This window comes from Myxococcus sp. CA040A, from assembly GCF_013336725.1.
Taxonomy (GTDB): domain Bacteria; phylum Myxococcota; class Myxococcia; order Myxococcales; family Myxococcaceae; genus Myxococcus; species Myxococcus llanfairpwllgwyngyllgogerychwyrndrobwllllantysiliogogogochensis.
Window position 1 is genome coordinate 137,257 of record NZ_JABUMR010000007.1, and the last position, 22,763, is coordinate 160,019.

At 69.5% G+C, this 22,763-nt stretch carries 17 protein-coding genes; 4 read left to right on the top strand and 13 right to left on the bottom strand.

Annotation, left to right across the window (positions count from 1 at the left end; genetic code table 11):
• Positions 1–48: 48 nt before the first annotated feature.
• The 5 genes from HUA75_RS30645 to HUA75_RS30665 all read right to left on the bottom strand — a co-directional run bounded on the left by HUA75_RS30645 (position 49) and on the right by HUA75_RS30665 (position 5,661).
• Complete coding sequence (locus HUA75_RS30645; RefSeq protein ID WP_141641760.1) at positions 49–1,569, bottom strand: hypothetical protein; 1,521 nt, start codon at positions 1,567–1,569, stop codon at positions 49–51.
• 64 nt (positions 1,570–1,633) lie between these two features.
• Positions 1,634–3,139: a hypothetical protein gene (locus HUA75_RS30650; protein ID WP_254627852.1), complete on the bottom strand. Its 1,506-nt coding sequence runs from the start codon at positions 3,137–3,139 to the stop codon at positions 1,634–1,636.
• Between the two features lie 64 nt (positions 3,140–3,203).
• Positions 3,204–4,670 carry a hypothetical protein gene (locus tag HUA75_RS30655; RefSeq protein WP_174488405.1) on the bottom strand — a complete coding sequence of 489 codons (1,467 nt, stop codon included), beginning with the start codon at positions 4,668–4,670 and terminating at the stop codon, positions 3,204–3,206.
• A gap of 90 nt (positions 4,671–4,760) precedes the next feature.
• Positions 4,761–5,240 (bottom strand): ferritin-like domain-containing protein, encoded by a 480-nt coding sequence (locus tag HUA75_RS30660; RefSeq protein ID WP_141641758.1) that lies wholly within the window; start codon positions 5,238–5,240, stop codon positions 4,761–4,763.
• Between the two features lie 115 nt (positions 5,241–5,355).
• Positions 5,356–5,661 (bottom strand): hypothetical protein, encoded by a 306-nt coding sequence (locus HUA75_RS30665; RefSeq protein ID WP_141641757.1) that lies wholly within the window; start codon positions 5,659–5,661, stop codon positions 5,356–5,358.
• A 208-nt stretch (positions 5,662–5,869) separates the two neighbouring features.
• Here HUA75_RS30665 and ligD point away from each other — a divergent pair, with 208 nt between their 5' ends.
• Together ligD and HUA75_RS30675 are read left to right on the top strand one after the other, a co-directional pair.
• Positions 5,870–6,820, top strand: coding sequence for a non-homologous end-joining DNA ligase (ligD, locus tag HUA75_RS30670; RefSeq protein WP_371746231.1), 951 nt, complete (start codon positions 5,870–5,872; stop codon positions 6,818–6,820).
• 77 nt (positions 6,821–6,897) lie between these two features.
• Positions 6,898–7,845, top strand: a complete 948-nt coding sequence (locus tag HUA75_RS30675; protein ID WP_141641755.1) for a DMT family transporter — start codon at positions 6,898–6,900, stop codon at positions 7,843–7,845.
• Positions 7,846–7,855: 10 nt separating this feature from the next.
• Here HUA75_RS30675 and HUA75_RS30680 read toward each other — a convergent pair whose 3' ends face one another.
• From HUA75_RS30680 to HUA75_RS30705, 6 genes are all read right to left on the bottom strand, one after another.
• Positions 7,856–8,269 carry a hypothetical protein gene (locus HUA75_RS30680; protein ID WP_141641754.1) on the bottom strand — a complete coding sequence of 138 codons (414 nt, stop codon included), beginning with the start codon at positions 8,267–8,269 and terminating at the stop codon, positions 7,856–7,858.
• Positions 8,270–8,336: 67 nt separating this feature from the next.
• Positions 8,337–12,077 (bottom strand): FG-GAP-like repeat-containing protein, encoded by a 3,741-nt coding sequence (locus HUA75_RS30685; protein ID WP_174488407.1) that lies wholly within the window; start codon positions 12,075–12,077, stop codon positions 8,337–8,339.
• Between the two features lie 40 nt (positions 12,078–12,117).
• A complete protein-coding gene (locus HUA75_RS30690; RefSeq protein ID WP_174488408.1) occupies positions 12,118–13,683 on the bottom strand; it encodes a hypothetical protein in 1,566 nt (521 codons plus the stop codon).
• Between the two features lie 5 nt (positions 13,684–13,688).
• Positions 13,689–15,086, bottom strand: coding sequence for a DUF1501 domain-containing protein (locus tag HUA75_RS30695; RefSeq protein ID WP_174488409.1), 1,398 nt, complete (start codon positions 15,084–15,086; stop codon positions 13,689–13,691).
• A gap of 17 nt (positions 15,087–15,103) precedes the next feature.
• Entirely contained in the window at positions 15,104–15,781 is a 678-nt protein-coding gene (locus HUA75_RS30700) for a hypothetical protein (protein ID WP_174459762.1), read from the bottom strand.
• The gene (locus tag HUA75_RS30705) at positions 15,781–17,823 is read right to left on the bottom strand and encodes a DUF1585 domain-containing protein (RefSeq protein WP_174488410.1); all 2,043 of its coding nucleotides are present in this window, start codon (positions 17,821–17,823) and stop codon (positions 15,781–15,783) included. The genes HUA75_RS30700 and HUA75_RS30705 overlap by 1 nt, the downstream gene beginning before the upstream one ends.
• Before the next feature lie 170 nt (positions 17,824–17,993).
• Between HUA75_RS30705 and HUA75_RS30710 the strand changes: the two genes are divergently transcribed.
• Positions 17,994–18,551, top strand: coding sequence for a DUF420 domain-containing protein (locus HUA75_RS30710; RefSeq protein WP_174464994.1), 558 nt, complete (start codon positions 17,994–17,996; stop codon positions 18,549–18,551).
• A 6-nt stretch (positions 18,552–18,557) separates the two neighbouring features.
• On the opposite strand, the gene HUA75_RS30715 is transcribed toward HUA75_RS30710, so the two are convergent.
• Positions 18,558–19,148: a biliverdin-producing heme oxygenase gene (locus tag HUA75_RS30715; RefSeq protein ID WP_246137068.1), complete on the bottom strand. Its 591-nt coding sequence runs from the start codon at positions 19,146–19,148 to the stop codon at positions 18,558–18,560.
• Between the two features lie 108 nt (positions 19,149–19,256).
• Here HUA75_RS30715 and HUA75_RS30720 point away from each other — a divergent pair, with 108 nt between their 5' ends.
• Positions 19,257–20,078, top strand: a complete 822-nt coding sequence (locus HUA75_RS30720) for a metallophosphoesterase (protein WP_174488411.1) — start codon at positions 19,257–19,259, stop codon at positions 20,076–20,078.
• 66 nt (positions 20,079–20,144) lie between these two features.
• On the opposite strand, the gene HUA75_RS30725 is transcribed toward HUA75_RS30720, so the two are convergent.
• On the bottom strand, positions 20,145–22,715 hold the full coding sequence (locus HUA75_RS30725) for a S8 family peptidase (protein WP_174488412.1): 2,571 nt from the start codon (positions 22,713–22,715) through the stop codon (positions 20,145–20,147).
• Positions 22,716–22,763 lie beyond the last annotated feature (48 nt).

Below are 22,763 nucleotides of genomic sequence, written 5' to 3' on the forward strand. Positions count from 1 at the left end.
GCGGACCGCGCCCCGCAGCAGCCACGACACGGTCCGCCAGCGAGGCTGTCAGCGCGCGAACGCCATCTTCGAGCCCTCGTCCGGAGCCGGGTGGACGGTGTTGTCATCCGCGCCCGGACGCCCCAGGCCGCGCTGCACCGCCGGTGCGGATGCGTTCACCGCGCCCACGTAGAAGACCCCGTGGTAGCCCTCCGAGTTCGTGGAGTCCCAGGTGTGAACGAAGAAGCGGGTGCCGTTGTCCTTGCCCTTCGCCTCACGCACACCGCAGTCGAGCGAGTTCTTCACGCCCTTCTGGTCCACCGAGCAGATCCACGCCGAGCCGCTGGCGTACGCCATGTCCAGCGCCACCACATGCTCCAGCCGCTGCTCCAGCAAGTACCCCATGGGCCGGTGCTTCTGGTCCCACGGCAGGCCCTGCTTCGTGCGCGAGTGGATGTTCCCCGACAACACCATGTGGAAGCGCTGGGGGCTCGACTCCACCTGGAACGCCACCGTGCCCGCCATCGCGTCCTCGCGCTGCTGCCCGTTGGCCTTCGGGTGGTCGAAGACGAAGACGTCCACGTCCAGGCCCTGTGAGCGCAGTTGGCGCAGGTGCTCCAACATGTTCGCCATCGCCTCGCTGCCACGGCCGTCCGGATACGGGCTGCGCCAGAAGGGCGCCTCCATCAGCTTCAGCCAGTCCGCCTCTTCACCCGCGCTCTCCAGGAACGCGTCCACGCGCCCCTGGTTCTCCAGCGGAAGCTCCAGGCCCACCGTCACCGGGATGCCCGCCACCACCGCCTGACAGGCGGCCTGCGCGACGAAGCGCGGCACCTCGCGCGTTCCGTGCACCTCACCCAGCAGCAGCACCCCACCCTCCTTCACCTGCTTGCCCAGGCCGATGATGGGCAGGCCACACTCCACCGCGAACTGCGACGGCGCCTCCTTCGCGTTCGGCGCCTTGGCCACCTGCACCGGCTTGGGCGCGTTCTCCTCCTTCGCCAGCAGCGGCGCCACCTCGCGGAACACCCGCCACTCCATCACCAGGTCTCGCTGCCCCTGGCCCGACTCCGCGAAGAACGAGGTCTCTCCCCGAGGCGTGGCGATGACCTCCTCCCAGTCCTCGGCCGACGACAGCGGCGCGCTCGCTGGCTGAATCGGCTCGGCCTTGTAATCCTCGGCCGGGCCCTCAATCGTCGCCCCCATGCCCCAGGCCCGGGTCGGGCTCCAGTCCACCTGATTGCCCGAGTTGGCCAGGGTCTTGTTCAGGCTCTTGGTGATGCGGAAGATTTGCAGCTTGCTCGACGTGGGCGTCTCGCGCCGGCCCACCACCATGTACCGGTGGAAGAAGCCCGAAATCTTCGAGCCGCCGAACTCCTGCCGCCACTCCGTCTCCAGCACCATGCTGTCCTTGTCCTCACGGAAGGGCAGCTCGTTGCGGGTGAAGAACTCCCGAACCTGCGGCCACATCTCCGCGAGCGGCCGGTCGTAGATGGCCTCCCGGTCCGGGTACTCCAGCGCGCCGCGATGGGCCGCGCAGCCCGACAAACCCAAGGACAACAGCAACACCGTATACACCGCTGAGCGCATCCACCCTCCGAGCATCGCGTACCGGGAATGGAACGGGAGCGGGAGGGTGGCATATCGCCACGGCTCAGCGCGCGGAGACGACAGACTCCGCTTCGGGCGCGAAGGGCTTCTTGCTGCCCTCCTTGCCGGGCCCTCGCTCACCCACGCGGATGGCCGGCGCGGACGCGTTCACCGCGCCCACGTAGAACACCCCGTGGTAGCCCTCCGAGTTCACCGAGTCCCACGTGTGCACGAAGTAGCGCTCGCCGTTGTCCTTGCCCTTCGCCTCGCGCACGCCGCAGTCCAGCCTGTCCCGCACGCCCTTCGAGTCCACCGAGCATATCCATGCGGTGCCAGTGTCGTAGGCCATGTCGAGCGACACCACACTGTCGAGCTTCTCCTTCAGCATCAGACCCATGGGCCGGTGCTGCTTGTTCCACGGAAGGCCCTTCTTCGTGCGCGAGTGGATGTTGCCCGACAGCACCACATAGAAGCGCTGGGGCGCGGACTCCACCTGGTGGATGAGCGTGGCCGCCATCGCGTCCTCGCGCTGCTGACCATTCGCCTTCGGGTGGTCGAACACGACGACGTCCACGTCCAGGCCCCGCGAGCGCAACTGGCGCAACTGCTCCAGCATGTTCGCCATCGCCTCGCTCCCACGGCCATCCGGGTACGGGCTGCGCCAGAACGGCGACTCCATCAGCTTCAACCAGTCCTCTTCCCCGCCCTGGCTCTCCAGGAACGCGTCCACGCGGCCCTGGTTCTCCAACGGAAGCTCCAGGCCCACCGTCACCGGAATGCCCGCCACGGTCGCCTGACAGGAGGTCTGCGCCACGAAGCGCGGCACCTCGCGCGTGCCGTGCAGCTCGCCCAACATCAGCACCGCGCCCGGCTTCGCCTGCTTGCCCAGGCCGATGATGGGCAGCCCGCACTCCATGGAGATTTGCGACGGCGCCTCCTTCGCGTTCGGGGCCTTGGCCACCTGCACCGGCTTGGGCGCGTTCTCCTCCTTCGCCAGCAGCGGTGCCACCTCGCGGAACACCCGCCACTCCATCAACAGGTCTCGCTGGGCCTGCGCCGATTCGATGAAGAGGTTCTCGCCCCGCGGCGTGTCCATGACCTCCTCCCAGTCCTCGGCACTGGTCAGGGGTTGCTCACCTTCCGAAATCGAATGCGTTGCGCTGCTCTCCTGACCGGTGGGCCCCAGTCCGACACCGCGCGAGACGCCCCAGTCCAGCTCCCTGCCGCCTTGTGACAGCGTCTTGTTGGAGCTCTTGGTGATGCGGAAGATCTGCAGCTTGCTCGACGTGGGCGTCTCGCGCCGGCCCACCACCATGTATCGGTGGAAGAAACCCGAAATCCTCGAGCCGCCGAACTCCTGCCGCCACTCCGTCTGGAGCACCATGCTGCCCTTGTCCTCGCGGAAGGGCAGCTCGTTGCGCGTGAAGTAGCCTCGGACCTCCGGCCACATCTCCGCGAGCGGCCGGTCGTAGATGGCTTCACGGTCCGGGATTTCCAGGTCGCTTCGGTGAGCCGCACAGCCCCCCAAGCCCCAGGCCAACAACACCACCGCGTAGAGTACCGAGCGCATCCACCCTCCGGGCATCACGTTCCCGAAATGGAACGGAGCCAGGAGGGCACCATATCGCCACGGCTCAGTGCGAGGACGCGAGCTTCCCTTCCTCCCGCGCGAAGGGGCTCTTGCTGCCCTCCTTGCCCGGTCCCTGCTCACCCAGTCGGATGGCCGGCGCGGACGCGTTCACCGCGCCCACATAGAACACCCCGTGGTAGCCCTCCGCGTTCGTGGAGTCCCAGGTGTGCACGAAGTAACGCTCGCCGTTGTCCTTGCCCTTCGCCTCGCGCACGCCGCAGTCCAGCCTGTCCCGCACGCCCTTCGAGTCCACCGAGCAGATCCACGTCGTGCCGGTGTCGTACGCCATGTCGAGCGACACCACGCTGTCGAGCCGCTGCTTCAACAGCAGGCCCATGGGCCGGTGCTTCTTGTCCCACGGCAGGCCCTGCTTCGTGCGCGCGTGGATGTTCCCCGACAACACCATGTGGAAGCGCTGGGGGCTCGACTCCACCTGGAACGCCACCGTGCCCGCCATCGCGTCCTCGCGCTGCTGGCCGTTGGCCTTCGGGTGGTCGAAGACGAAGACGTCCACATCCAGGCCCTGCGCGCGCAGCTGGCGCAGGTGCTCCAGCATGTTCGCCATCGCCGCGCTGCCTCGGCCGTCCGGATACGGGCTGCGCCAGAAAGGGGCCTCCATCAGCTTCAGCCAGTCCTCTTCCCCACCCTGGCTCTCCAGGAACGCGTCCACGCGGCCCTGGTTCTCCAACGGCAGCTCCAGACCCACCGTCACGGGGATTCCCGCCACGGTCGCCTGACAGGACGCCTGCGCCACGAAGCGCGGCACCTCCTGCGTGCCGTGCATCTCTCCCAGCAGCAACACCGCGCCCGGCTTCGCCTGCTTGCCCAGACCGATGATGGGCAGCCCGCACTCCACCGCGAATTGCGACGGGGCTTCCTTCGCGTCCGGCGCCTTGGCCACCCGCACCGGCTGGGGCGCGTTCTCCTCCTTCGCCAGCAGCGGCGCCACCTCGCGGAACACCCGCCACTCCATCACCATGTCGCGCTGGCCCTGACCCGACTCCGCGAAGAAGCCGTTCTCCCCTCGCGGAAAGGCCAGCCGGTCCTCGAAGTCCTCCACGCTCTGCCCCTTGTCCTCCTGGTTGGGCCCACCCATGTTGCGGTTGACACCCCAGTCAATCTGGTTGCCCGGCGGCGACAGCGTCTTGTTCACGCTCTTGGTGATGCGGAAGATCTGCAGCTTGCTCGACGTGGGCGTCTCTCGCCGGCCCACCACCATGTACCGGTGGAAGAAGCCCGAAATCCTCGAGCCGCCGAACTCCTGCCGCCACTCCGTCTCCAGAACCATGCTGCCCTTGTCCTCGCGGAAGGACAGCTCGTTGCGGGTGAAGAACCCCCGGACCTCGGGCCACATCTCGGCGAGCGGCCGGTCGTAGACGGCCTCACGGTCCGGGTAGTCCAGCTCACCGCGATGGGCCGCGCAGCCCGTCACCATGAACACACACGCCAATACAGTGGCCAAGCGCATCATGCCGCCTCCAAGGAACCCGTCTCCGGGAGACTAGAACGACGGCATGTGGCTCGCATATCGGCCAGGAGCCCTGCCTCCGGAGAGACAGGGTCAGGCCTGGACCTCGGAGCCATCATGGGCGGAGGCCCGTTCCCAGGGACGGGTCCGGACGGCCTCACGAATCCACAGGATGTGACGCCGCTCGTCCTCGCGGTGGCGCTCGATGAGGACGCGCACGTCGGGGCTCCAGTCGAAGCGCAGCGCCAGGTCATAGGCCCGGTTGGAGAACTCCTCGTTGCCGAGCATGGCCACCAGCGCCGCCTCGGTGCCCATCATGCTGGACATCGCGGTCAGCCCCTTCATCGCCGCGCCCTTCAGGTCCGGACGCAGGTCCACCGGCGCGCCGCCGAAGTGGTGGATGAAGCCATTGAGTTCCCGCACGTGGCGCAGGTGGTCGGCGCGGAACTCGCCGAGCCGCTCACGGACCAGCGGCTCCGGGATTCGGGCGAGCGCCGCGTCGTACGCGCCCACCGCATCCGCGTCGAGCTGGGCCAGGCTTCGCAGCCGTGCCACTTCGGACTTCTCGGCCATGTCGACTTCCTCCGCGCCAGGGACGTGTGCAATGTGAGAAGTCTCTTCCCGAAGGCCAACCCGTCCCTCAAGTCCCGGGTCCGACCGCCCTCGCGCCGGGCGAGCGGGCAGCAGCTCAGGGGCGCGGGTGCGCGGGCCTCAAGGGGAGCGCGTCGTCACGGCGAGCAACCCGACGGTGCTTGAGGACGATGAGTTCCCCGAGCACGGCGCTCACCAGCAAGAGCGCGTTCGTCACCACGAAGACCCAGTTGCCCACCAGCACGCTGTAGACGGTGAAGCCCAGCGAGGCCGTCATCTGCCCCACGAAGAGCCACTTGGAGACATCCTGACTGGAGCCCGACTTCCACTGTTTGTGGATCTGCGTTCCCAAGGTCATCAACAAGACGAAGGAACTGAACCAGCCCACGGCCTCGGTGCCCATGCATCCTCCCGAATACAGATGCGCATGCGCTCGCTCGCTGTCAGCCAGGGTGTCCGCGCTTTGATCCTGACACCGTGAGGCTTCGGGAGGCGCTGGATGAGTCGGCGGGCCGGACGGGGCTCGGTTGCCTGGCGGCTCCGGGCGGAAGAGCATGCCCCCAGGCGCGCCCGACATTGCGACAGGTTCCCCGGATGCCAACCGTTGGGACGTGAACCGCCCCAATGCACGCCCCCGCACCACGGGAGCGCTCCGTGCGCCCAGAGCGCAGGCGGCGCGGACCTCCGCGCCCGAACATCGTGAGGCCCCGGAGTCCGGGCGCGCGAAGCTCTCCCATGGCGACCGTGTCCTCTTCGCGCGCAGCGGACTGACGAAGGCGGACGTCTTCGCCTACTACCGCGAGGTGGCGCCGCTGCTGGTCCCCATCCTCACCGACCGACCCATCTCCGTGCAGCAGTGGCCCGCTGGCATCGAGGCCCCCGGCTTCTTCCGACACGAGCTGTCCGGCACCCCTGCATGGGTGCCCACGCTGCGCGTCCGCCATGTGGACAAGACGCTGCGCCACGTGAATGTGAACGGCGAGGAGCCCCTGCTCTGGCTCGCCAACCAGTCCGCGCTCACGCTCCACATGTGGCTGAGCCATGCACCCAAGCTCTCGCAGCCGGACTTCCTGGTGATGGACCTGGACCCGGGCGAGGGCGGCTGGTCGGACGTGGTGACGACGGCGCTCGCGCTTCGTGAGCTGCTGGAGGACCAGGGCCTGGAGAGCTATCCGAAGACCTCCGGCAAACGCGGCCTGCATGTCCTGATACCGCTGGGCCCTGGGCACACCTACGCGAAGGTCCAGGCCCATGCGAACCAACTGGCCCACGCGCTGGAGGCACGGCTGGGGGACCTGGCCACCACCACGCGAAGCATCAGCGCGCGCAAGGGACGGCTCTATCTGGACGCGGGACAGAACGCGCGCGGCAAGACGGTGGTCGCGCCCTACTCGCTGCGCGCACGCGAGGCCGCTCCCTTCTCCGCGCCCCTGAAATGGAGCGAGGTGACGCGGAGACTGGACCCCGCGCGCTTCAACCTCCGCACGCTGAAGAAGCGCCTGGATGCCGTGGGGGACCTGTTCGCCCCGGCGCTGAAGCACTCGCAGAAGTTGCCGGACTGACGCCCGGTCGCCTGCTCTCCCGCGCGCATGATGCGCTCAGTGCATGTGCCCGGAACGAGTGCTAAGGCGACGCCACCATGGACTCCGCCACCGCATCCGGCACCGTGAAGCCGGCTGGCTCGCTGAAGGTCGCCCTCGCCTACTGCACGTGTTTCATCCTGTGGGGCTCGACCTGGTCCGTGGTGAAGGTGGGGCTGGAAGACCTGCCGCCGCTGCGCTTCCTCGGCACCCGCATGTTGGTGGCGGGCCTCTTCCTCCTGCCCTTCGCGCGCTCGCGGGGACGGGTGGACGCGCGCACCGGAGGTCGCATCGCCGCGCTGGGACTGCTCCAGCTCGCCGTGCCCTTCGGACTGCTCTTCTTCGCGCAGCAGTGGATTCCCTCCAGTTGGGCCGCGCTGCTGTTCTCCACCTTCCCGCTGTGGCTGCTGCTCATCGGCCGCGTGCTGATGCCGGACCAGCCCCTGACGCCGGGCAAGCTGCTCGCGGCGAGCCTGGGCGCGGTGGGCGTGGTGGTGCTCCACTCCTCGGGCGTCGAGGGGCTCGCGCTGTCCGGCAAGGTGCTGCTCGGCGTCGTGATGACGCTGGTGGCCGTGGCGATCATCGCCGTGGCCAACGTGCTGGCCCGGCGCTACATGTCGCACGTCCCCGCGCAGGTGCTCGTCTTCGGCCAGACGCTCAGCAGCGCGGTGCCCCTGCTCGCGCTCTCCTTCCTGCTGGAGGCGGACTCGCCGGGGAACTGGACGCCGCGCGCGATGGGCGCCGTCTTCTATCTGGCGGTGTTCGGCACGGCCTTCACGTACCTGTGCCTCTACTGGCTCTTGCCGCGAATCTCTCTCACCGCGCTGGGCGCCATGGCCCTGCTCGACACGCTGGTGGCGGTGGTGCTGGGCGTCGCCTTCCTCGGCGAGCCCTTCACCCTGTCACTCGTCGTGGGCGGCGCCCTCATCCTCGGAGGCGCCGCGCTGGCCAACGTGCTGCCGAAGGAAGCCACGCCACGTCCCACCGACGAGGGCACTCCGAGCTGAAGCGCTGGCGTCAACGCGAGGCGTTCAGCGCGCGGTGCTCCTGAACCCACGCGCGGGCCTCGTCGAGCGTGTCCACGTAGCGCACGTCCAGCGGACGCCCACCGCTGAGCATGGAGCCCACCATCAGGCTCTTGGTGGTGGCCTTCTGCTCCAGCGCCGCGCCGATGTAGACGATGCCCAGGAACCAGTCCGCCTTCGCGTGGTCCACCAGGTAGCGGCGGGACTCCGGACTGAGCTGCGAGTCGGTGATGTCCGCCGCCAGGTAGAAGCGCCCCTCGGCTGACAGCGTCTTGTAGAGGCCACAGGACCAGCGCGACGTGTCCTCGGTGATGGCGCCCCGGAAGCGCGCCCAGAGGATGTCCGGCGCTTCCAGCCACGCGCGTTGCTCGCCGTGGCTCCACTCCTGCTCCCAATCCCTTGCCATGAGACTCCCGCGATGAAGCCGGGCCCAGGATAGGCCCGGCCGCCCGCGGTTCCCAATGGCCCCCGAGCTAGAACCGCAGCGGCAGCGCGAACGCTGTCCCGTTCTGCGTGCCTGTCCGGAAGCTCCGGGGAGCACCGATAACCATCGTTGGCGGGGTTCCGCCCGAGCCCGGCACGAGCGCGAGGTCCTGCCCCAGTTGAGCTCGCTCGGCGCCATCACCCACGATGGTGAAGTACGGCGAGAGCGCGCCGCCCAGGTTGGGCGCACCCGCGTAGACGAACACGGCGCCACCACCATCCGAGGCCTCGGAGGAGCCCGGCGCGCTCACCACCAGGTCATGGACGTTGTCGCCCGACAGGTCCACGTTGCCCGCCAGCGCCGTGCCGAAGCCCACCGCGCGCGACTTGTGGACCACCACCACTGGAGTCAGTTTATCGCCGAAGGCGCCCAGCACGAACGGCCCGCTCTGCGAGGGGAGCGTCGCCATCGCCGTGGTGAGCTGCGCGATGTCGAAGAGCAGCACCACGGGCTGCGTGACGCCGTTGAACGGCACCGCGGTGGCGCTGATGGCCAGGAAGTCCCGCCCGTCTCCCGCCGTGCCGCCCGCGTTGCGCATGACCTTGCCCGCGCGGGTGATGGCCAGTCCCAGGCCGATGTTGTTGAGCTGCACCTCGCTGTCGCCCGCGATGCGCCACACGGTCGGCGTGGTGCGACCGTCGCAGCGCACACCGCCCGCGTCGTAGCCGAAGAGGATGGCCACGCCCGAGCGGCTGCCCTCCGCGTACCGCCACGCGAGGTCGTCGCAGTCGTCCCCATTGATATCCCCCAGCGACGTCGGCGCGCTCGTCTGGATGGCCTCGGAGGGCCACGAGTAGACGGGGTCACACCTCATGGTGAGCTTCGTCGGCGACGAATCTTCCGGAGGCCGGCCCAGGAACACCTCCATGCCCCTGTCCCGCAGCACGCCCACGTCCTCCTTGCCATCGTCATTGAAGTCAAAGCCGCCCACCAACCCGCGGCCCAGCGCCGAGCGCTTGCACTTCGCGTCCGTCTCCGGCACGCAGGTGGCGATCTGCAGGGGCGCCCACAAGCGATAGGCGGGCTTGAACGAGCCGTCCGCCTGCCCCAGCGACACCAGCACGCCGCCCACCGACTGGTTGGCCGTGGTGACGCACTCGGGTCGAACCGTCTGGTAGGTCGAAGCCAGCTCCGCGCTGGTGCTCGCCGGCACGACGAAGCCCGGGGCGCCCACCAGCAGGTCCGGTCGCCCATCGCCGTTGAAGTCCGAGAATGCCACGTCCGCGCCCACCGTGCGTCCCGCGGCGTGCGGGGAAGGCGCGCCCTCCTCGGCCACCACGGCCGGGGCGGTCCGCGCCACCTCGCGCACGTACGCCCGGCCAATGGACATGGCATCGCCGTCGCCGTTGGCGCCCGGACCCGACCAGCCCGGCGCGCCCAGCAGCGCCACCGCGCCCTTGGGCCCCACGGCCACCGCCACCTGCTCGCCCACGCGCTCCACGCTGGGCTTCGCCGGCACATTGGCGCTGGTGCGTGCCCACTCCACCAGCGAGGCGCCGCCTCGGCGGAACAGCTCCACGCGGCCGGTGAAGGCCCCCTGGTCCGACGAGGCACGGCCGGAGAAGGCCGCCAGCGATTCACCGTCCGGCAGGCGCCACACCGCCAGGCCCGAGCCCAGGGTGTCCGACTTCGCCGTGCCATTGAGCGCGGTCAGCGACTTGTTGATGACGGCGCCCTTCGTCAGCGTCGACAACGGATACACCAGCACCTTGCCGCCGAAGCGCAGCGTGGTGTTGTTCGGCCCGGGCGGCGCGGCATACGGCGCGCCCAGCACCAGCTCTGGCCCCGGCGTGCCGTCCACGTCGAGCACCGCGAAGCTGCGGCCCGCGACGACACCGGCCGCGTCACCGTAGATGCGCGCGAAGGCCTCCTCGCGCTTCACCTGCGGCGGCGTGGTCGCCGGGTCGCCGGTGGGCGCATGGGCGCTCAGGTCGAACAGCAGTGCGCCGCCCGCGTCCGCTCCCGAGCGCACACCCCCGCTGGCGCTCAGGTCCGGCGAGTCCGCGCGGTCCGCCACCGCCATCAACAACGGCGGACGCGTGCCGTCACCCGCGATGGCGGCCAGCCGCCACGTGCCCTCATTGGAGTCCGCGAGGTTCGCGGGCAGCACATACACGTCCGGGCTCGCCCGGAAGCGAATCCCCTCGGAGCGCGCGAAGAAGACGGAGATGGCCACCTGAGTACCGGAGACGGCGCCTTCCGCGGTGTAGCGGGACACGCGGCTGAGCGCGGCGATGTCCAGCCGCCCATCCTTGTTGAAGTCCGCCGTCACCAGCGCGCGGCCCAGGTCCGAGCCCGTGCGAGCCATGGGCACGCCGTCCTTCGTCAGGTCCGAGCCACCCAGGCGGAGGGTCGGCAAATCAGGAACGGGGGCGCTGGCCGTGGCCAGGTAGATGTCCACGGTGCCGCGCGCGCGGATGTTGTTGCTGGGCGCCAGGTCTCCCGCTGGCGAGCCCACCACCAGGTCCACCTTGCCGTCGCCATCGATGTCCGCCACGGACAGGCCCGCGCCGAACGCGGCATCCCGCAGCAGGCCGGCGAGTTGCAGGCGCAGCGGCGCGGGGGCGCCTCCCTTGAAGGTGTAGAGGTACACGGCGCCCGCGTTGCTCGTCGCCACGTCCGCGCCCGGCGAGGACACCACCAGCTCCGCGCGCCCGTCACCGTCCAAGTCGCCCGCGGCCAGCGCGTCACCGAACTGCGCGGTGTCCGTGTCGCCCGTGAGCACCCACAGCGGCTGCGCCTCCAACCCGCCCGTGCCGCCCTTGTAGATGAACACGGCGCCGCCCGTGGGCCGGCCCATGTCGCTCTCGCGCTGGCCCACCGCGAGGTCCAGCGTGCCGTCACCATCGAAGTCCGCCGTCACCATCGTGGCGGCATCCGTGAGCCGGCCATGCGCCAGGCCCGGACGCGTCAGCTCGTCCAGCACCACCACCGTCACCGACGCCTTGTCTCCGGTGAAGGGGTCCGCCGCCTCCAGCACCGCCGCGCCCGTGTCGCCCGCCAGGAAGCCGATGCGCCCGGCGGCAATCGTCCCGGGGCCCGACACCTTCGTCCACACCACCGTGTCACTGCCACCGCGCGTGGCCAGCGGCACGGACGAGCCCGAGGGCACCGCGAGGAACGCGGGCGCGCCACCGAGCCGGGCCGCCTTGCTCACGTCGTACTGGAGGATGGCCTCGTCACCCGTCTGCGAGTCGCGCACGGTGATGAGGTCCAGCCCCTCGGTGGGGCCCGCCGTGTAGCGCCCTTCGGCGGTGAGCGTGCCGCCAGAGAGGTTCTGCGTCAGGTTGTATGTGGCCGTGCCCAGCAGTCCCTTCGTCGACACCTGGAAGGACGTGCCCGGCCGCAGCTGCGCCCGCGCCGGCGCGATGTCGAAGAGGGCCAACACCTCCAGCGTGGTGCGGGCATCACCCGGACAGCGGGCGTCCTCCACCACCAGCGTGTCGGTGCCCGGGGTGTGCCCCGCGATGAAGCGCGACGCGCGCAGCTCACCGGACGAGCCCCCGTCCTCCAGCGTGTAGCGGTACTGGCCGCTTCCACCGGTGGCCACCAGCGACACCGGGCTGCCCACGCGAACCCGGGCGGGCTCGGCGCGCAAGGCCAGCGGGGGCAGGCCCGTGCACTGGTCCACCTCCGGAGGTGGCTCGTTCTCACGCGCGGGGTCCAGGTCGTCGGAGCAGGCCGTGACGAGGAGCGCGAGGAGGGGGGCCACGCGAGGGAATCGAATCATGGTGTGCCTCGAGGGGAGTCAGGCGGGTGCGACGGGGGCTTCAGGGCTTCGCGCCGGACGCGGCCCAGCGCTGGATGAGGGAGATGAGCTGAGGGTCCAACGGCCCATCCGCGGGCATGCGCTGGTCTCTCACCGCGGCGGTGATGAGCGCCGCGTTCTCCTTCCACAACTCGTACGTATTGAGCGCCCGGCCGGGGCCGGTGGCGTGGCACTTCTCGCAGCGCGACACGTGGATGGGCTGGATGTCCGTCGCCCAGCTCAGTGCCACGGTGCTCACAGGCTGGTAGTCGAACGGCACCAGGCGTTTGGCTTCGGTGCCATCCAGGAAGCGCGCCACCACGCCGAGCGCCTGCCGTCCCGCCTCCAGGCCCGCGAAGGAGTACGGCTTCGGGGTGCCGTCCGCCTCCTGGCCCCCCAGGCTGTACACAGGCCCTTCACCCGTGGCGGGGACCTCCACGCCGCCCAACTGGAAGACGACGGAGTCCGGCTCCACGCCCGTGGGCATCACCGCGCGCACCACGAGCCCGTCCTCCACCACCTGCATGCCCTGGTGCAGGCCCGTCACGCGCGGCGCCGGCGAGCGGCTCACCGCCACCGTCTCGCCGCCCAGCTGCACCCACGCGCAGCCACTCTCGTCCGCGGACAGGAAGCGGAACTCACGCGTGTCGATTCCCTGCGCCAGGCCCCACTCGTTCGCGTCCGCGTCGTACAGGAGCAGCGCGTCGCTCGACTTCACCCACAGGAAGCGGCCCGACGCGAGCAATTGCACCGGCCGCTGCGGCAGCGTCACCCGCCGCCAGCCTTCCCTCGGCCGACGCAGCAGGCCCTGGTTGGTGAGCAGCCACAGCTCTCCGGAGGTGCCCAGGCCCGGACCCAGTCCGGCCAGCGACTCCACCACCTCGCCCTCCTCCAAGGGAGCGCCCGCCTCGCGCACGTCGAAGTGCACCAGGCTGGTGGCCACCGCGACGTGCAGCTTGCCGTCGCGCAGGAACCACACGCCCGCGGAGCCCTCGCCCGTCGGCGCCGCGGCCAGCGCGGTGATGCCGGTGAGCGCCTCGCCCTTCACCTTCAGCGCGGACAGCGTGCCGTCGCGCAGCTGGAACAGGCCCGTGGGATGCGCCAGCCACACCGCGCCATCCGAGGACTGCGTGGTCGCGGTGATGCCCAGGCCCAGCGCGTCACGCCACGGCGGGGAGATGAGCCACCCCGACTCGGCGAGGAAGAGGCCGTTCTGTGCCTCCACCAGCGCGCTGTGCGGCCCCATGCGGAACACGGCGTTGACCGTGCCCAGCTCGGCGCTGTTGCCCGGGTGGGGCGCCAGGGCCCCCAACGAGCCATCCAACCGGATGCGGACGACGGTGCCGGTGGTGTTGGCGAAGATGCCGCCACCGGCCTGGTCCGCGAAGCCCGGAGCCGACGCCAGCGCCGTCTTCGACCGGACCTCGGTGGGCCGGAAGGAGACGGGCCGGGGCCTGTCCAACGGGAGGGAGTCGTCGCCGCACGCGGTGAGGAGGACGGCGGCGCAGAGGGGAAGGAGACGAAGAAGAACGGGGGCGGCGGACCGCCCCTCGTCCATCTCCCGGGGGGCTCGGGGATGGGTGCGCATGCGGTTCAGGCGAGGATGGTGCGAAGGGGCTCCACGCGGGTGATGCTGTAGTCCAGGCCCGCCGACGCCAGCACCGTGGCGATGATGTGCTCCGGGAAGATGTTCTCACCCCGAGGGTCGATGGCTCCGGTGCGCAGGTCGAACGTGCCGGGCGACATGCCAATGTCTCCGCTCTTGCCGAAGACGTAGTTGTGCTTCACGCCCGCGCCCATGAGCATGCAGGAGTTGGAGATGTGGTGGTCCCGGCCGCCCGCGCTGTTGATGAGCGGCGTGCGGGAGAACTCGGAGAACACCATGATGGTGGTGTGGTCCATGAAGCTATCGCCCGCCGGGTGGGGGGTGTCGATCAGGTCATCCACCAGGTCGGACAGCGCGTCGAAACCCCGGCGCTGGTTGTTGGCGTGGGTGAGCTGCGTGCCGAAGTGCGTGTCCAGGCCGCCCGTGAGGTTGATGGTGAGGCACTGGGCGATGCCCTTCTTGAGCGCGGTGGCCACCATGGCGGCACGTCCCGCCTCGGTATCGTAGTTGCCGTTATCTGGCAGGCCATAGTGTGCCCGGACCGCCGCCATCTCCGGGGTCTTCGCGTCGAACTTGAACGACTCCTCGAGCCGCTGGGCCATCACCTGCTGCATCTGGTCCCGGCTGTTCTGGTACGTGGTGCCCACGCCGCGAGCGCCGTAGGCGGCCTCCTCGCAGGTGATGGGCTGGCCCCGGAAGTCGACCAGCTGCTTCTCGATTTCGCTGTCCAGCAGCTGCGAGCTGGGCTTGAGCGTGAGCAGCAGGTCGTCCTTGCGGCTGACGCGCAGCGCGTTGGCGTAGCCGGGGTAGCGGTCGTTGTACGACTCCACGTTGAACGCGATGTTGGAGATGGGCACGCGGGGCTTCATCTGCCCCACGATTTCCGTCGCCGTGGAGGAGCCACGCGCCGCGCTACCGATGGGCATCTTCCCCGTGAGGAAGTAGCGGTAGCCCACCTCGTGGCCCAGCGTGTTCATGTTGATGCCGCGCACCACCGTCATCCGGTCGAAGTGCTTCGACAGGTCACCCACCGCGGGACCGAAGTCGATGTTGGACCGGCCCACGCCCGACTTCTCCGGGCGCAGGGGGATGGCGGAGAAGCGCGCGTCATTGATGAGGTTGTAGCCCGGCAGGATGCGCGTCTCCGCCGCGCGGTCCGGGGTGAACTCGTCCGGGTCCTTCGGGTCGAAGGCGAGCAGCTGGTCCCAGCCGCCGTTGAAGTACACGAAGACGAAGCAGCGGTCGGCCGGGGCCAGCGAGGCCGCCTGCGCGAAGGAGCGGAAGGGCAGGCCGCCCAGCAGCGTGGAGCCCATGAAGCCGGCCGCGGCCTTGAGGAAGGTGCGGCGCTCGGGACGGTGGTTCTCGTCGAGTCGATTCTTCTTCATCGAAGTCACTCCGAGCTTCAGTAGGTGATGAACCGCGCGTCGGTCAGCATGGCGATGCACATCACCGCCAGCGCGTCCGAGCGCCGCTTGGCCGTCTCCGCCCGGGCCGCGGCCTGGGTGAAGAAACCGACCCACTTCGTCAGCTCCTCGCCTTCCAGGGGCGCACCCCAGAAGCGCAGGGAGTTGTAGACGAGGAACTCTCGCACCTGGGTGTCCGTCAGCTTGCGCAGGTCATCCCAGGTGCCCGGCAGCGTGCGCGACAGCGTGCGCTTGGAGGCATCCGCCTGCTTCACCTCATCACCCGCCTGGGCGATGCACACGAAGCGCGCGCCATCCTCCAGGAACTTGGCGAACACCAGGTTGGGCTCGGTGTTCTCGCTGGAGACGAGGGCGAAGTCGGCGCGGCCCAGGGACGAGGCGCGCGCGTCGATGCCGTCGCCACCGTTCACCCAGCGGCGGCCGACGGCCTCCAGGATGGCGGCGTCGAGCTGGGCGACGGTGAGCCGGCGCGGGGCGCGGCCCACGCTACCGCCCTGCGCTTCCGGGTCCGGCAGCGGGTCGAAGTCCCCGGGCTGGTGGGGGTTGGCGACCGGTTCGAGCTGCCCGTCCAGGGTAGGGCCGGGCTTCTCCTCGGTGGACTTGTTGCAGCCGGCGCTCAGCGTGAGCAACGCGGCGATCAGGAGCGAGCGGCGCATCAGTCAATCCTCCGGTAGGCGTCGGTCGTCACCACGCGCTCGATGAGCGACTTGAAGCGGTGGCCACTCTTGGCGAAGTCACTGGCGAGCGGCGCCAGGTACATCCGCTGCTCCTCCGCCGTCATCGGGCGGCCCAGGAACTCGTTCCAGACCCGCTTCACCGTGCAGCGCTCCAGCTCACCCGACTGGTACATGCGCTCCACGAGCAGTCGCGGACCCGCCTCGATGTTCTGCTCCTCGTCGGCCGTGCGGTACAGGTACGTCTTGAGCAGGCCGAGGCTGCTGGCGCCGTCACCGTCGTACGCCTGCATGACGTACTGGGAGCACTCGCCGCCACAGTTGGTGTCGCCGTTGATGGCGCAGTCGCGGCACTTCGGGTCGAAGCGCGGGAACTGGTTGGCCGGCAGGAACTGCGCCGCGCGCTCGGCGTAGCGGCCCCAGTGGGCGCCGGTGGGCTCGATGGTGGCGTGGCAGTAGTTGCAGCCACAGCGCTTGGCCAGGTTGTTCTCCCGGTTGCAGGAATCCTCGGGGTCGGGCAGGGACGTCTCCGAGCCAGGCACGAAGGTCTTGCAGAGGAACGCCTCGTAGAACTCGGAGACGCGGGCCCGGTGCGTGGGGAACCGGTAGAGGAACCCGGGCGTCGTCAGCACGCCGGAGTGCGACTCATCCCGGGTGTATTCCTTCCAGTTCGCGGCGTCGGTGTAGGTGATGGCGGGAATCGACTCCAACGGCGCGGGCGCGGTGGCACTGAAGACACCCACGCCCTGCCGCTGCCGGTAGAACTCCGACAGCGTGCCGTTCACGAACGAGCGGCGCGTGGTGAGGATGTTGTAGTAGGGCTCGTCGCGGCGGACGACGGACTCGGCGATGCGCAGCGGTTCCTCGTTGAAGGCGGCCACGCGCATGTCGTGAACGTTGCGCACGAAGAGCGGGTCCGTGGTCAGGCCGATGTTCGACACGCCGCAGCGGCGCATGCCCACGCCGCAGCCGCAGCTGCGGTCATTGGCGAAGCGGCCCGTCTCACAGGACTCACGCGTCCAGGGGTTGTGGTCGCGCTCCTGGGCTTCGATGGCGCACACCTTCACCGTCGCTGGCGAGCCCGCAGGGGCCCAGTAGGGTGCGGGCTTCGTCACGTAGCCCTCGCGCTGGATGCAGCCGCGAATCGGCGCGAAGGAGCCCCTGATGTTGTTGTTGAGGCCGAGGTCCAGCGTGCAGCGCTTGAGCGTCAGGAGGCTCGGCTTGGACGCGGGGTCCGGATGGTCGAAGGACTCCACCAGGCCGCTCGCGTTCTTCGTCTCAATCGTCAGCGCGACGCCAGGCTTGCCGGGACGCCGGTCGGGCTTGCACAGGTGCGACTTCACGGCGCCCCCGACGACACGGTTGTCGCAGAAATAGCGGTACTGCCCCCACGCATCGGTCGCGGGCAAGTCAGCCAGTTGGTCACAGGTCGTCAGCGCGTTGCTCGTCTCGACCGCCAGCTCCGTGCAGGTGTAGTAGTTGGTGTCGTAGTCGTAGCTGACCGGCATGGGCACGCCCATGTCGTCCGTGCAACTGGTGCGCGGCTTCGCCGTGAGCGGCGCTGCGTGCTTGTCCTGAATCGTCGTCAAGCAGGAGCTCTGCTCGACATCGGCGTTGCAGGACTGGCCGTTGACGCCTCGCAGCGCCGTGGACGGATTGTTCGCGAAACCAAAGGGGGTGGAGGTGCCGTTGCCACCCAGTCGCGAGTTGCCGTTGTCGAAGACACTCGCGCTGATGTTCGAGCGCAGGAGGGCGCGGTGGAAGTTGCGCACGCGCGTGTAGAACAACTCGTCATTCATCATGGCGCGGATGTCTTCTTCAGACACCGAGCCCTTCGCCTGGACTGCCTTGTACTCCTCCCAAGTGGGCGGCCGACCGAGCAGGTCGAGCGTCAGCTGCCGCAGATGTCTTTCGGGAGGGACCTTCGCGACGGGCGCGCAAACAGCGGCCTCATCGGCGGAGGCTGGCAGAGCCAGGAACAAGGCGGCGCCAGCCAGGATGGCAAGGCAACGCTCGCGGAGCACGGGGAACCTCCGTGGAGGGGGGAGTCGGGGGCGACCGTGACTGAGTATGCAAGAATTACAGGGAGAAGATCCAGTCGGCCTAACAGAACGCTTCATCCGACATGTCGGCACAACGGTGTATCGCTACTGCATTGGTTGCATCGGCGGACGTGTCGCGAGAGATAGGGCGCATGTCGAACGCCACCTCTGCTCCGCTTCAACCCCGAGTGAGCGACCGGGCTTTTTATGTCTTCACCGGTGTTGTCTCCGCGGCCGCGCTCGCCTTCATCGCGTGGATTCTGATGGGCCGTCGCGACGGCGTGGAGGGTGTGGATTTGCGCTTCCTTCCGGCCGTCAACGCGAGCCTGAACGCGACGGCGGCGGCGCTGCTCATCGCCGGATGGGTGGCCATCAAGCGCGGCGCGCGGCGCGTGCACCAGTACCTGATGGTGGCGGCCTTCGCGGCGTCGGCGCTGTTCCTGGTCTGCTACCTCACCTACCACTACGTGCACGGAGACACGCGCTACGTGGGCGACTGGCGAGGGCTGTACCTGTGCATCCTGGCCAGCCATGTGCTGCTGTCCATGGGTGTCGTGCCCCTGGCGCTGGTGGCCTTCTACTTCGCGTGGCGCAAGGAGTTCCCCCGGCACCGCAAGGTGACGCGGTGGCTGGCGCCCATCTGGGTGTACGTGTCGGTGACGGGCGTGGTGGTGTACTTCATGCTGCGCGGCGGCCTGACGTCCCTGTAGCGACGCTCAGGGCAGCGCGCGTCGGAGCCAGCGCTCGAAGGCGTCGAAGGTGTCCTGGGCGCCCTTCACCACGCGGTCATCGAAGGCAGGGTCGGCCGCGTCCACGGAGGCGCGCGTGAGCACTTCGCCAAAGGCGCGCCACCGGGGGCCCACGTCGTCACCGTAGGCGCGGAAGAAGACGAAGTCGCCCGCGGGGGTTCCCTCGAAGTGGCGGCGCAGGTGTCGGAGGATGAGCTGGCCTCCGAGCGTGGCGCCCTCCAGCACGTAGCAACTCCCGAGCGCCTCGGGCAGACCGAGCAGCAGCGGTGGCTCCGGGCACCCTGGCAGCCGCGCGAGCGACGGCGTGTCGTGACCAAGCGCGCGCAGGTCCGCTTCCAGCCACGGCACCTTCACCCGCTCCTGAAGGCGCAGGCCGGGCAGCGCCGCTCCCAGCAGTGCGGTGAGCTGGTCCTCCACCGGCAGATGGAAGCCGTGGAGCGCCTCCAGGTGGCGGCGATAGCCCTGGAGCGTCAGTCCAGGCTCCAGCAAGCGCACGGCGGACTCGGTGCGCTCGTGGTGGGGGCGGGTTTCCGTCTTGAGTCGCGGCAGCAGGGACACGGTTCAACCAAGATGGCCCCACCCGGGCTCGGAGGGAATGGCTAAATCCCAACCAACGCCGCTGGGGCTCCCTGTCAGGAACGCGGGGAGGCGGCCGACCGGGGCGCCATGCGAATCCTGACGCTCGATGAAGTGCCGTGTCATAGCTGGCCCTACCAATCCGCCGCGCCTCGGGGTGGGAGCCAGACCGTGTGGTTCCCCCTGCTGCGCGGCACGGTGGATGTTCTCCCGGATGAAGTCGCCGCGCTGCTGGTGCTCTCCGACCTCCAGGGCGTGGCTCCTCATGCACTCCAGGACGGCGCGGTGGCGCTGCTCGGAGAAGTGCTCGCCGATGAGCTGGCGATTCTCGGTGAGCTGGGCGAGCTGCCCTTGCCGGGAACCGTCGGCGTGGTGCTCGCGGGAGACCTGTACTCGGAGGTGAACGCGAATGTGCGCGGGGCCTCCGGTGACGTGCGCGCCGTCTGGCGGGCCTTCGCGGAGCACTTCCGTTGGGTGGTGGGCGTGGCCGGCAACCACGACACGTTCGGCGGTGCGCGAGAGCAAGCACGCTTCCAGCAGCGCCCCGGCATCCACCTGCTCGACGGCGAGGTGGTGGACCTGGAGGGCCTTCGCGTGGGCGGCGTGGGTGGCATCATCGGCAACCCGGACAAGGCCGGCCGACGCGGGGAGACGGACTTCCTGCGACAGCTCGATGCGACGCTGCGCGAGACACCACAGGTGCTGGTGCTGCATCAGGGGCCGGACGTCGAGGGCACGCGGCTGCGCGGCAGCCCCGTCATCCGGGAGTCCGTGCAGAGGCGCGCGGACCTGTTGGTGGTCTGCGGCCATGCCCACTGGGAGACGCCGCTCGCCACCCTCCCAGGCGGCGCCCAGGTGCTCAACGTGGACAGCCGCGCGGTGCTGCTCGAACGCGCGAAGCCGTCCGCGTGAAGACGTGAGGCGCCGCGCGGTCCCCGGTCGACCTCACCGGGAACCCGCTTCGCCCCGGACGGCGACTCAGCGACAGAAGCCGTCGCTCCGACATGTGGCCGGAGCCAAGCAGTTGAGGCCGGAGCCGATGCAGCTCGGCTGACACGCGCCAATGCCAGTGCCGTCGCTGTAGCAGACGTAGCCCGAACGACAGTCGCCCTGACCGGTGCCCACCTGGCGGGAGCAACTGTCCAGGCAGTTCTTCAACCCCGACGAACTGACCGTGTAGCACTTCGAGCCCGCGGGACACGCCGTCGTGTTGCACACGAGCGAGCAGTAGCCTCCGGGGAAGTTCGTGTTGCAGAACCCCTCCGCACAGTCGGAGTCATCCGTGCACGACGCGCCCACGTCCAGCGTCGGGTCATCGTCGATGGGCGCCAGCGGGAGCAGGTCGAAGCTGATGCCGGGCGTGGAGTCACCGGCCTCCACGTCGAGCGGCTCGAAGGAGTCGACGTTGCGCCAGAAGCCCGTGCGCTCCCCGTCTTCGAACAAATCGCCGTCCTCATCGTCGTCGATGGTCGCCAGCGCGTAGTAGGTCCTGGGCTCCAGCTCGAGGGAGTAGGCGTAGCCGCGCGACGCGCGAGCCACGGTGATGGCCTCCTCGGCCGCCTCCCACTCGCCCGTCAGCGCGTTCTGCCAGACGAAGGCGACAATGGCATCCAGGTCGTCCGACGTGCCCACGCCAATCTTCACCGCCACCGTCGCCGAGCCGGCCGCGCCGGAGCCCGCGAGGTTGAGGTTCACCACGTAGTCGCCGTCCGCGAGGCCCGCCGTGTTCACCGCCACGTCCAGCGTCGTCGAGCCGTAGGCAGGCACCGTCTTGGTGCTTCCCCCGGGGAAGGACACCGCCGACTGCTGCGCGCCCGAAACAGTGGCCGTCACCACCAGGTCGCCGCCCTGTCGGCCGCCCACGTTGCTCAGCGTGAGCTGCTGCGTGACGCTCTGCCGGAAGAAGAGCGTGCTCGTCGACACGCTCAGCTTCGGCGGCTCCAACGCCGGGTCCGTGCTCTGGATGCGCCGCAGCGCCGCCTGCGCGTTGATGAGTCCCGCGCCACAACCTCCGGCGCACAGCGAGGAGGGAATCGGCGTCGCGGTGGTCTTCAGCGCGCTCTCCGCCTGGCTCGACGTGAGGTCCGCGGTCAGCTTGGCCGCGGTCGCCGCCAGCAGCGCCACCACGCCGGCCACGTGCGGCGCCGCCATGCTGGTGCCCTGGGAGAAGGCATACGCGGGCTGCCGGTTGTCATCCAGCACCGTGGACAACACGCCGTCCGCGTAGCCGTCGCCGTTGATGTCCTCCACCATTTCTCCGCCGGAGGCCACCACATCCACGCGCGCACCGTAGTTGGAGAAACTGCTGCGCCGGCCCGACAGGCCCGTGGAGCCCACGCAGATGACGTTCTCCTGGTTGCACGGCGTGCTGTTGGAGGCGTCCACGTTCTCGTTGCCGGCGGCGACGACGATGATGGCGCCGCGACGGACGGCGGCATCGATGGCGTCCTGGTAGAGCGGCTGCGGCGGCGCGCTGCCACCCAGGCTCATGTTCACCACCTTGGCGGCCCTGGCCGGGCGCTGGGTGATGCCGGGCACATCACCTCCGGTGGCCCAGGCGATGGCCGCCGCGATGTCGAAGCTGTTGCCGCCCTTGTTGCCCAGCACACGCACCGGAAGAAGCTGCGCGTTCCAGGCCACGCCCGCGACGCCGACGCCGTTGTTCGTCACCGCGGCCACGGTGCCCGCCACGTGCGAGCCATGCCACGACGAACCGCCCTGTGGCTCATCGCCCCCTTCGTCCAGGGGATTCGGGTCGCGGCCATTGCCGTCACCCGCGTTGGTCGGGTCGGCAATCATGTCGTAGCCCTGCACCACGTGGGTGTTGAGGTCCGGGTGCGAGACGATGCCGGTGTCGATGACCGCCACCACCACGCCGTCCGCGCCGAACTCGATGTCCCATGCGGCCGGCAGGTTGATGGTGGGGTAGTGCCACTGGAGGCCGTAGCCCTTGTCGTCGGGGACGGCCGTCTTGTACATGCGCAGGTTGCGGTCCGTGTAGCGCACGCCCGGCACCGCCGCGAGCTTCGACACCAGCTCTCGCGTCTCGTCCGTCGTCACCGCGTGGCCGTCCTCCGCCTCGAAGCCCACCAGGTGCAGGTACTCGCTCGCATGGCCCTTGTGCACCACGCGGTAGCCCGGGAGCGCCGTGGCGGACAACACGTGCTCGGGTGACACGCCCGCTTCCTCGAAGCGGACCACGACGTCACCCGCGATGGTCGGGTCCTCCTGGGGGATGCGTGCCAGGGGCGGCGGCCCCAGCGGCGCGGGGATGATGGGCAGGCCCGGGTCCGTCTGGTCCACCGCCGAGCGGCGCACGCGCTGTGCCTTCGCGCCGCGCATCGAGTCCTTCAGCCGCGCCAGCACGCCCTTGCCGAAGGGAAGGTGGGTGGCTCGGGAGACTCCACCCTCGGAGGACTGCTCGTTGCTGCGGAACGGCGTCAGCGTCCCCGCGACGGTGCCGGAGTTCGCATCAGGCCCGCCCCCGCCGTCCTCGTCACACGACGTGGCGGAGAGCAGCAACATTCCGACGAGCAATAGACGACGCATTCGAGAGAACCCCCTCCAGGAAACAGTGGGGGGGACCCTAACACCGCG

What these genes read in the sequence shown, in the direction of transcription:
- HUA75_RS30645 (WP_141641760.1), bottom strand. Translation starts at nt 1,569, where the DNA reads ATGCGCTCAGCGGTGTATACGGTGTTGCTGTTGTCCTTGGGTTTGTCG.
- HUA75_RS30650 (WP_254627852.1), bottom strand. Translation starts at nt 3,139, where the DNA reads ATGCGCTCGGTACTCTACGCGGTGGTGTTGTTGGCCTGGGGCTTGGGG.
- HUA75_RS30655 (WP_174488405.1), bottom strand. Translation starts at nt 4,670, where the DNA reads ATGATGCGCTTGGCCACTGTATTGGCGTGTGTGTTCATGGTGACGGGC.
- HUA75_RS30660 (WP_141641758.1), bottom strand. Translation starts at nt 5,240, where the DNA reads ATGGCCGAGAAGTCCGAAGTGGCACGGCTGCGAAGCCTGGCCCAGCTC.
- HUA75_RS30665 (WP_141641757.1), bottom strand. Translation starts at nt 5,661, where the DNA reads ATGGGCACCGAGGCCGTGGGCTGGTTCAGTTCCTTCGTCTTGTTGATG.
- HUA75_RS30675 (WP_141641755.1), top strand. Translation starts at nt 6,898, where the DNA reads ATGGACTCCGCCACCGCATCCGGCACCGTGAAGCCGGCTGGCTCGCTG.
- HUA75_RS30680 (WP_141641754.1), bottom strand. Translation starts at nt 8,269, where the DNA reads ATGGCAAGGGATTGGGAGCAGGAGTGGAGCCACGGCGAGCAACGCGCG.
- HUA75_RS30685 (WP_174488407.1), bottom strand. Translation starts at nt 12,077, where the DNA reads ATGATTCGATTCCCTCGCGTGGCCCCCCTCCTCGCGCTCCTCGTCACG.
- HUA75_RS30690 (WP_174488408.1), bottom strand. Translation starts at nt 13,683, where the DNA reads ATGCGCACCCATCCCCGAGCCCCCCGGGAGATGGACGAGGGGCGGTCC.
- HUA75_RS30695 (WP_174488409.1), bottom strand. Translation starts at nt 15,086, where the DNA reads ATGAAGAAGAATCGACTCGACGAGAACCACCGTCCCGAGCGCCGCACC.
- HUA75_RS30700 (WP_174459762.1), bottom strand. Translation starts at nt 15,781, where the DNA reads ATGCGCCGCTCGCTCCTGATCGCCGCGTTGCTCACGCTGAGCGCCGGC.
- HUA75_RS30710 (WP_174464994.1), top strand. Translation starts at nt 17,994, where the DNA reads ATGTCGAACGCCACCTCTGCTCCGCTTCAACCCCGAGTGAGCGACCGG.
- HUA75_RS30720 (WP_174488411.1), top strand. Translation starts at nt 19,257, where the DNA reads ATGCGAATCCTGACGCTCGATGAAGTGCCGTGTCATAGCTGGCCCTAC.
- HUA75_RS30725 (WP_174488412.1), bottom strand. Translation starts at nt 22,715, where the DNA reads ATGCGTCGTCTATTGCTCGTCGGAATGTTGCTGCTCTCCGCCACGTCG.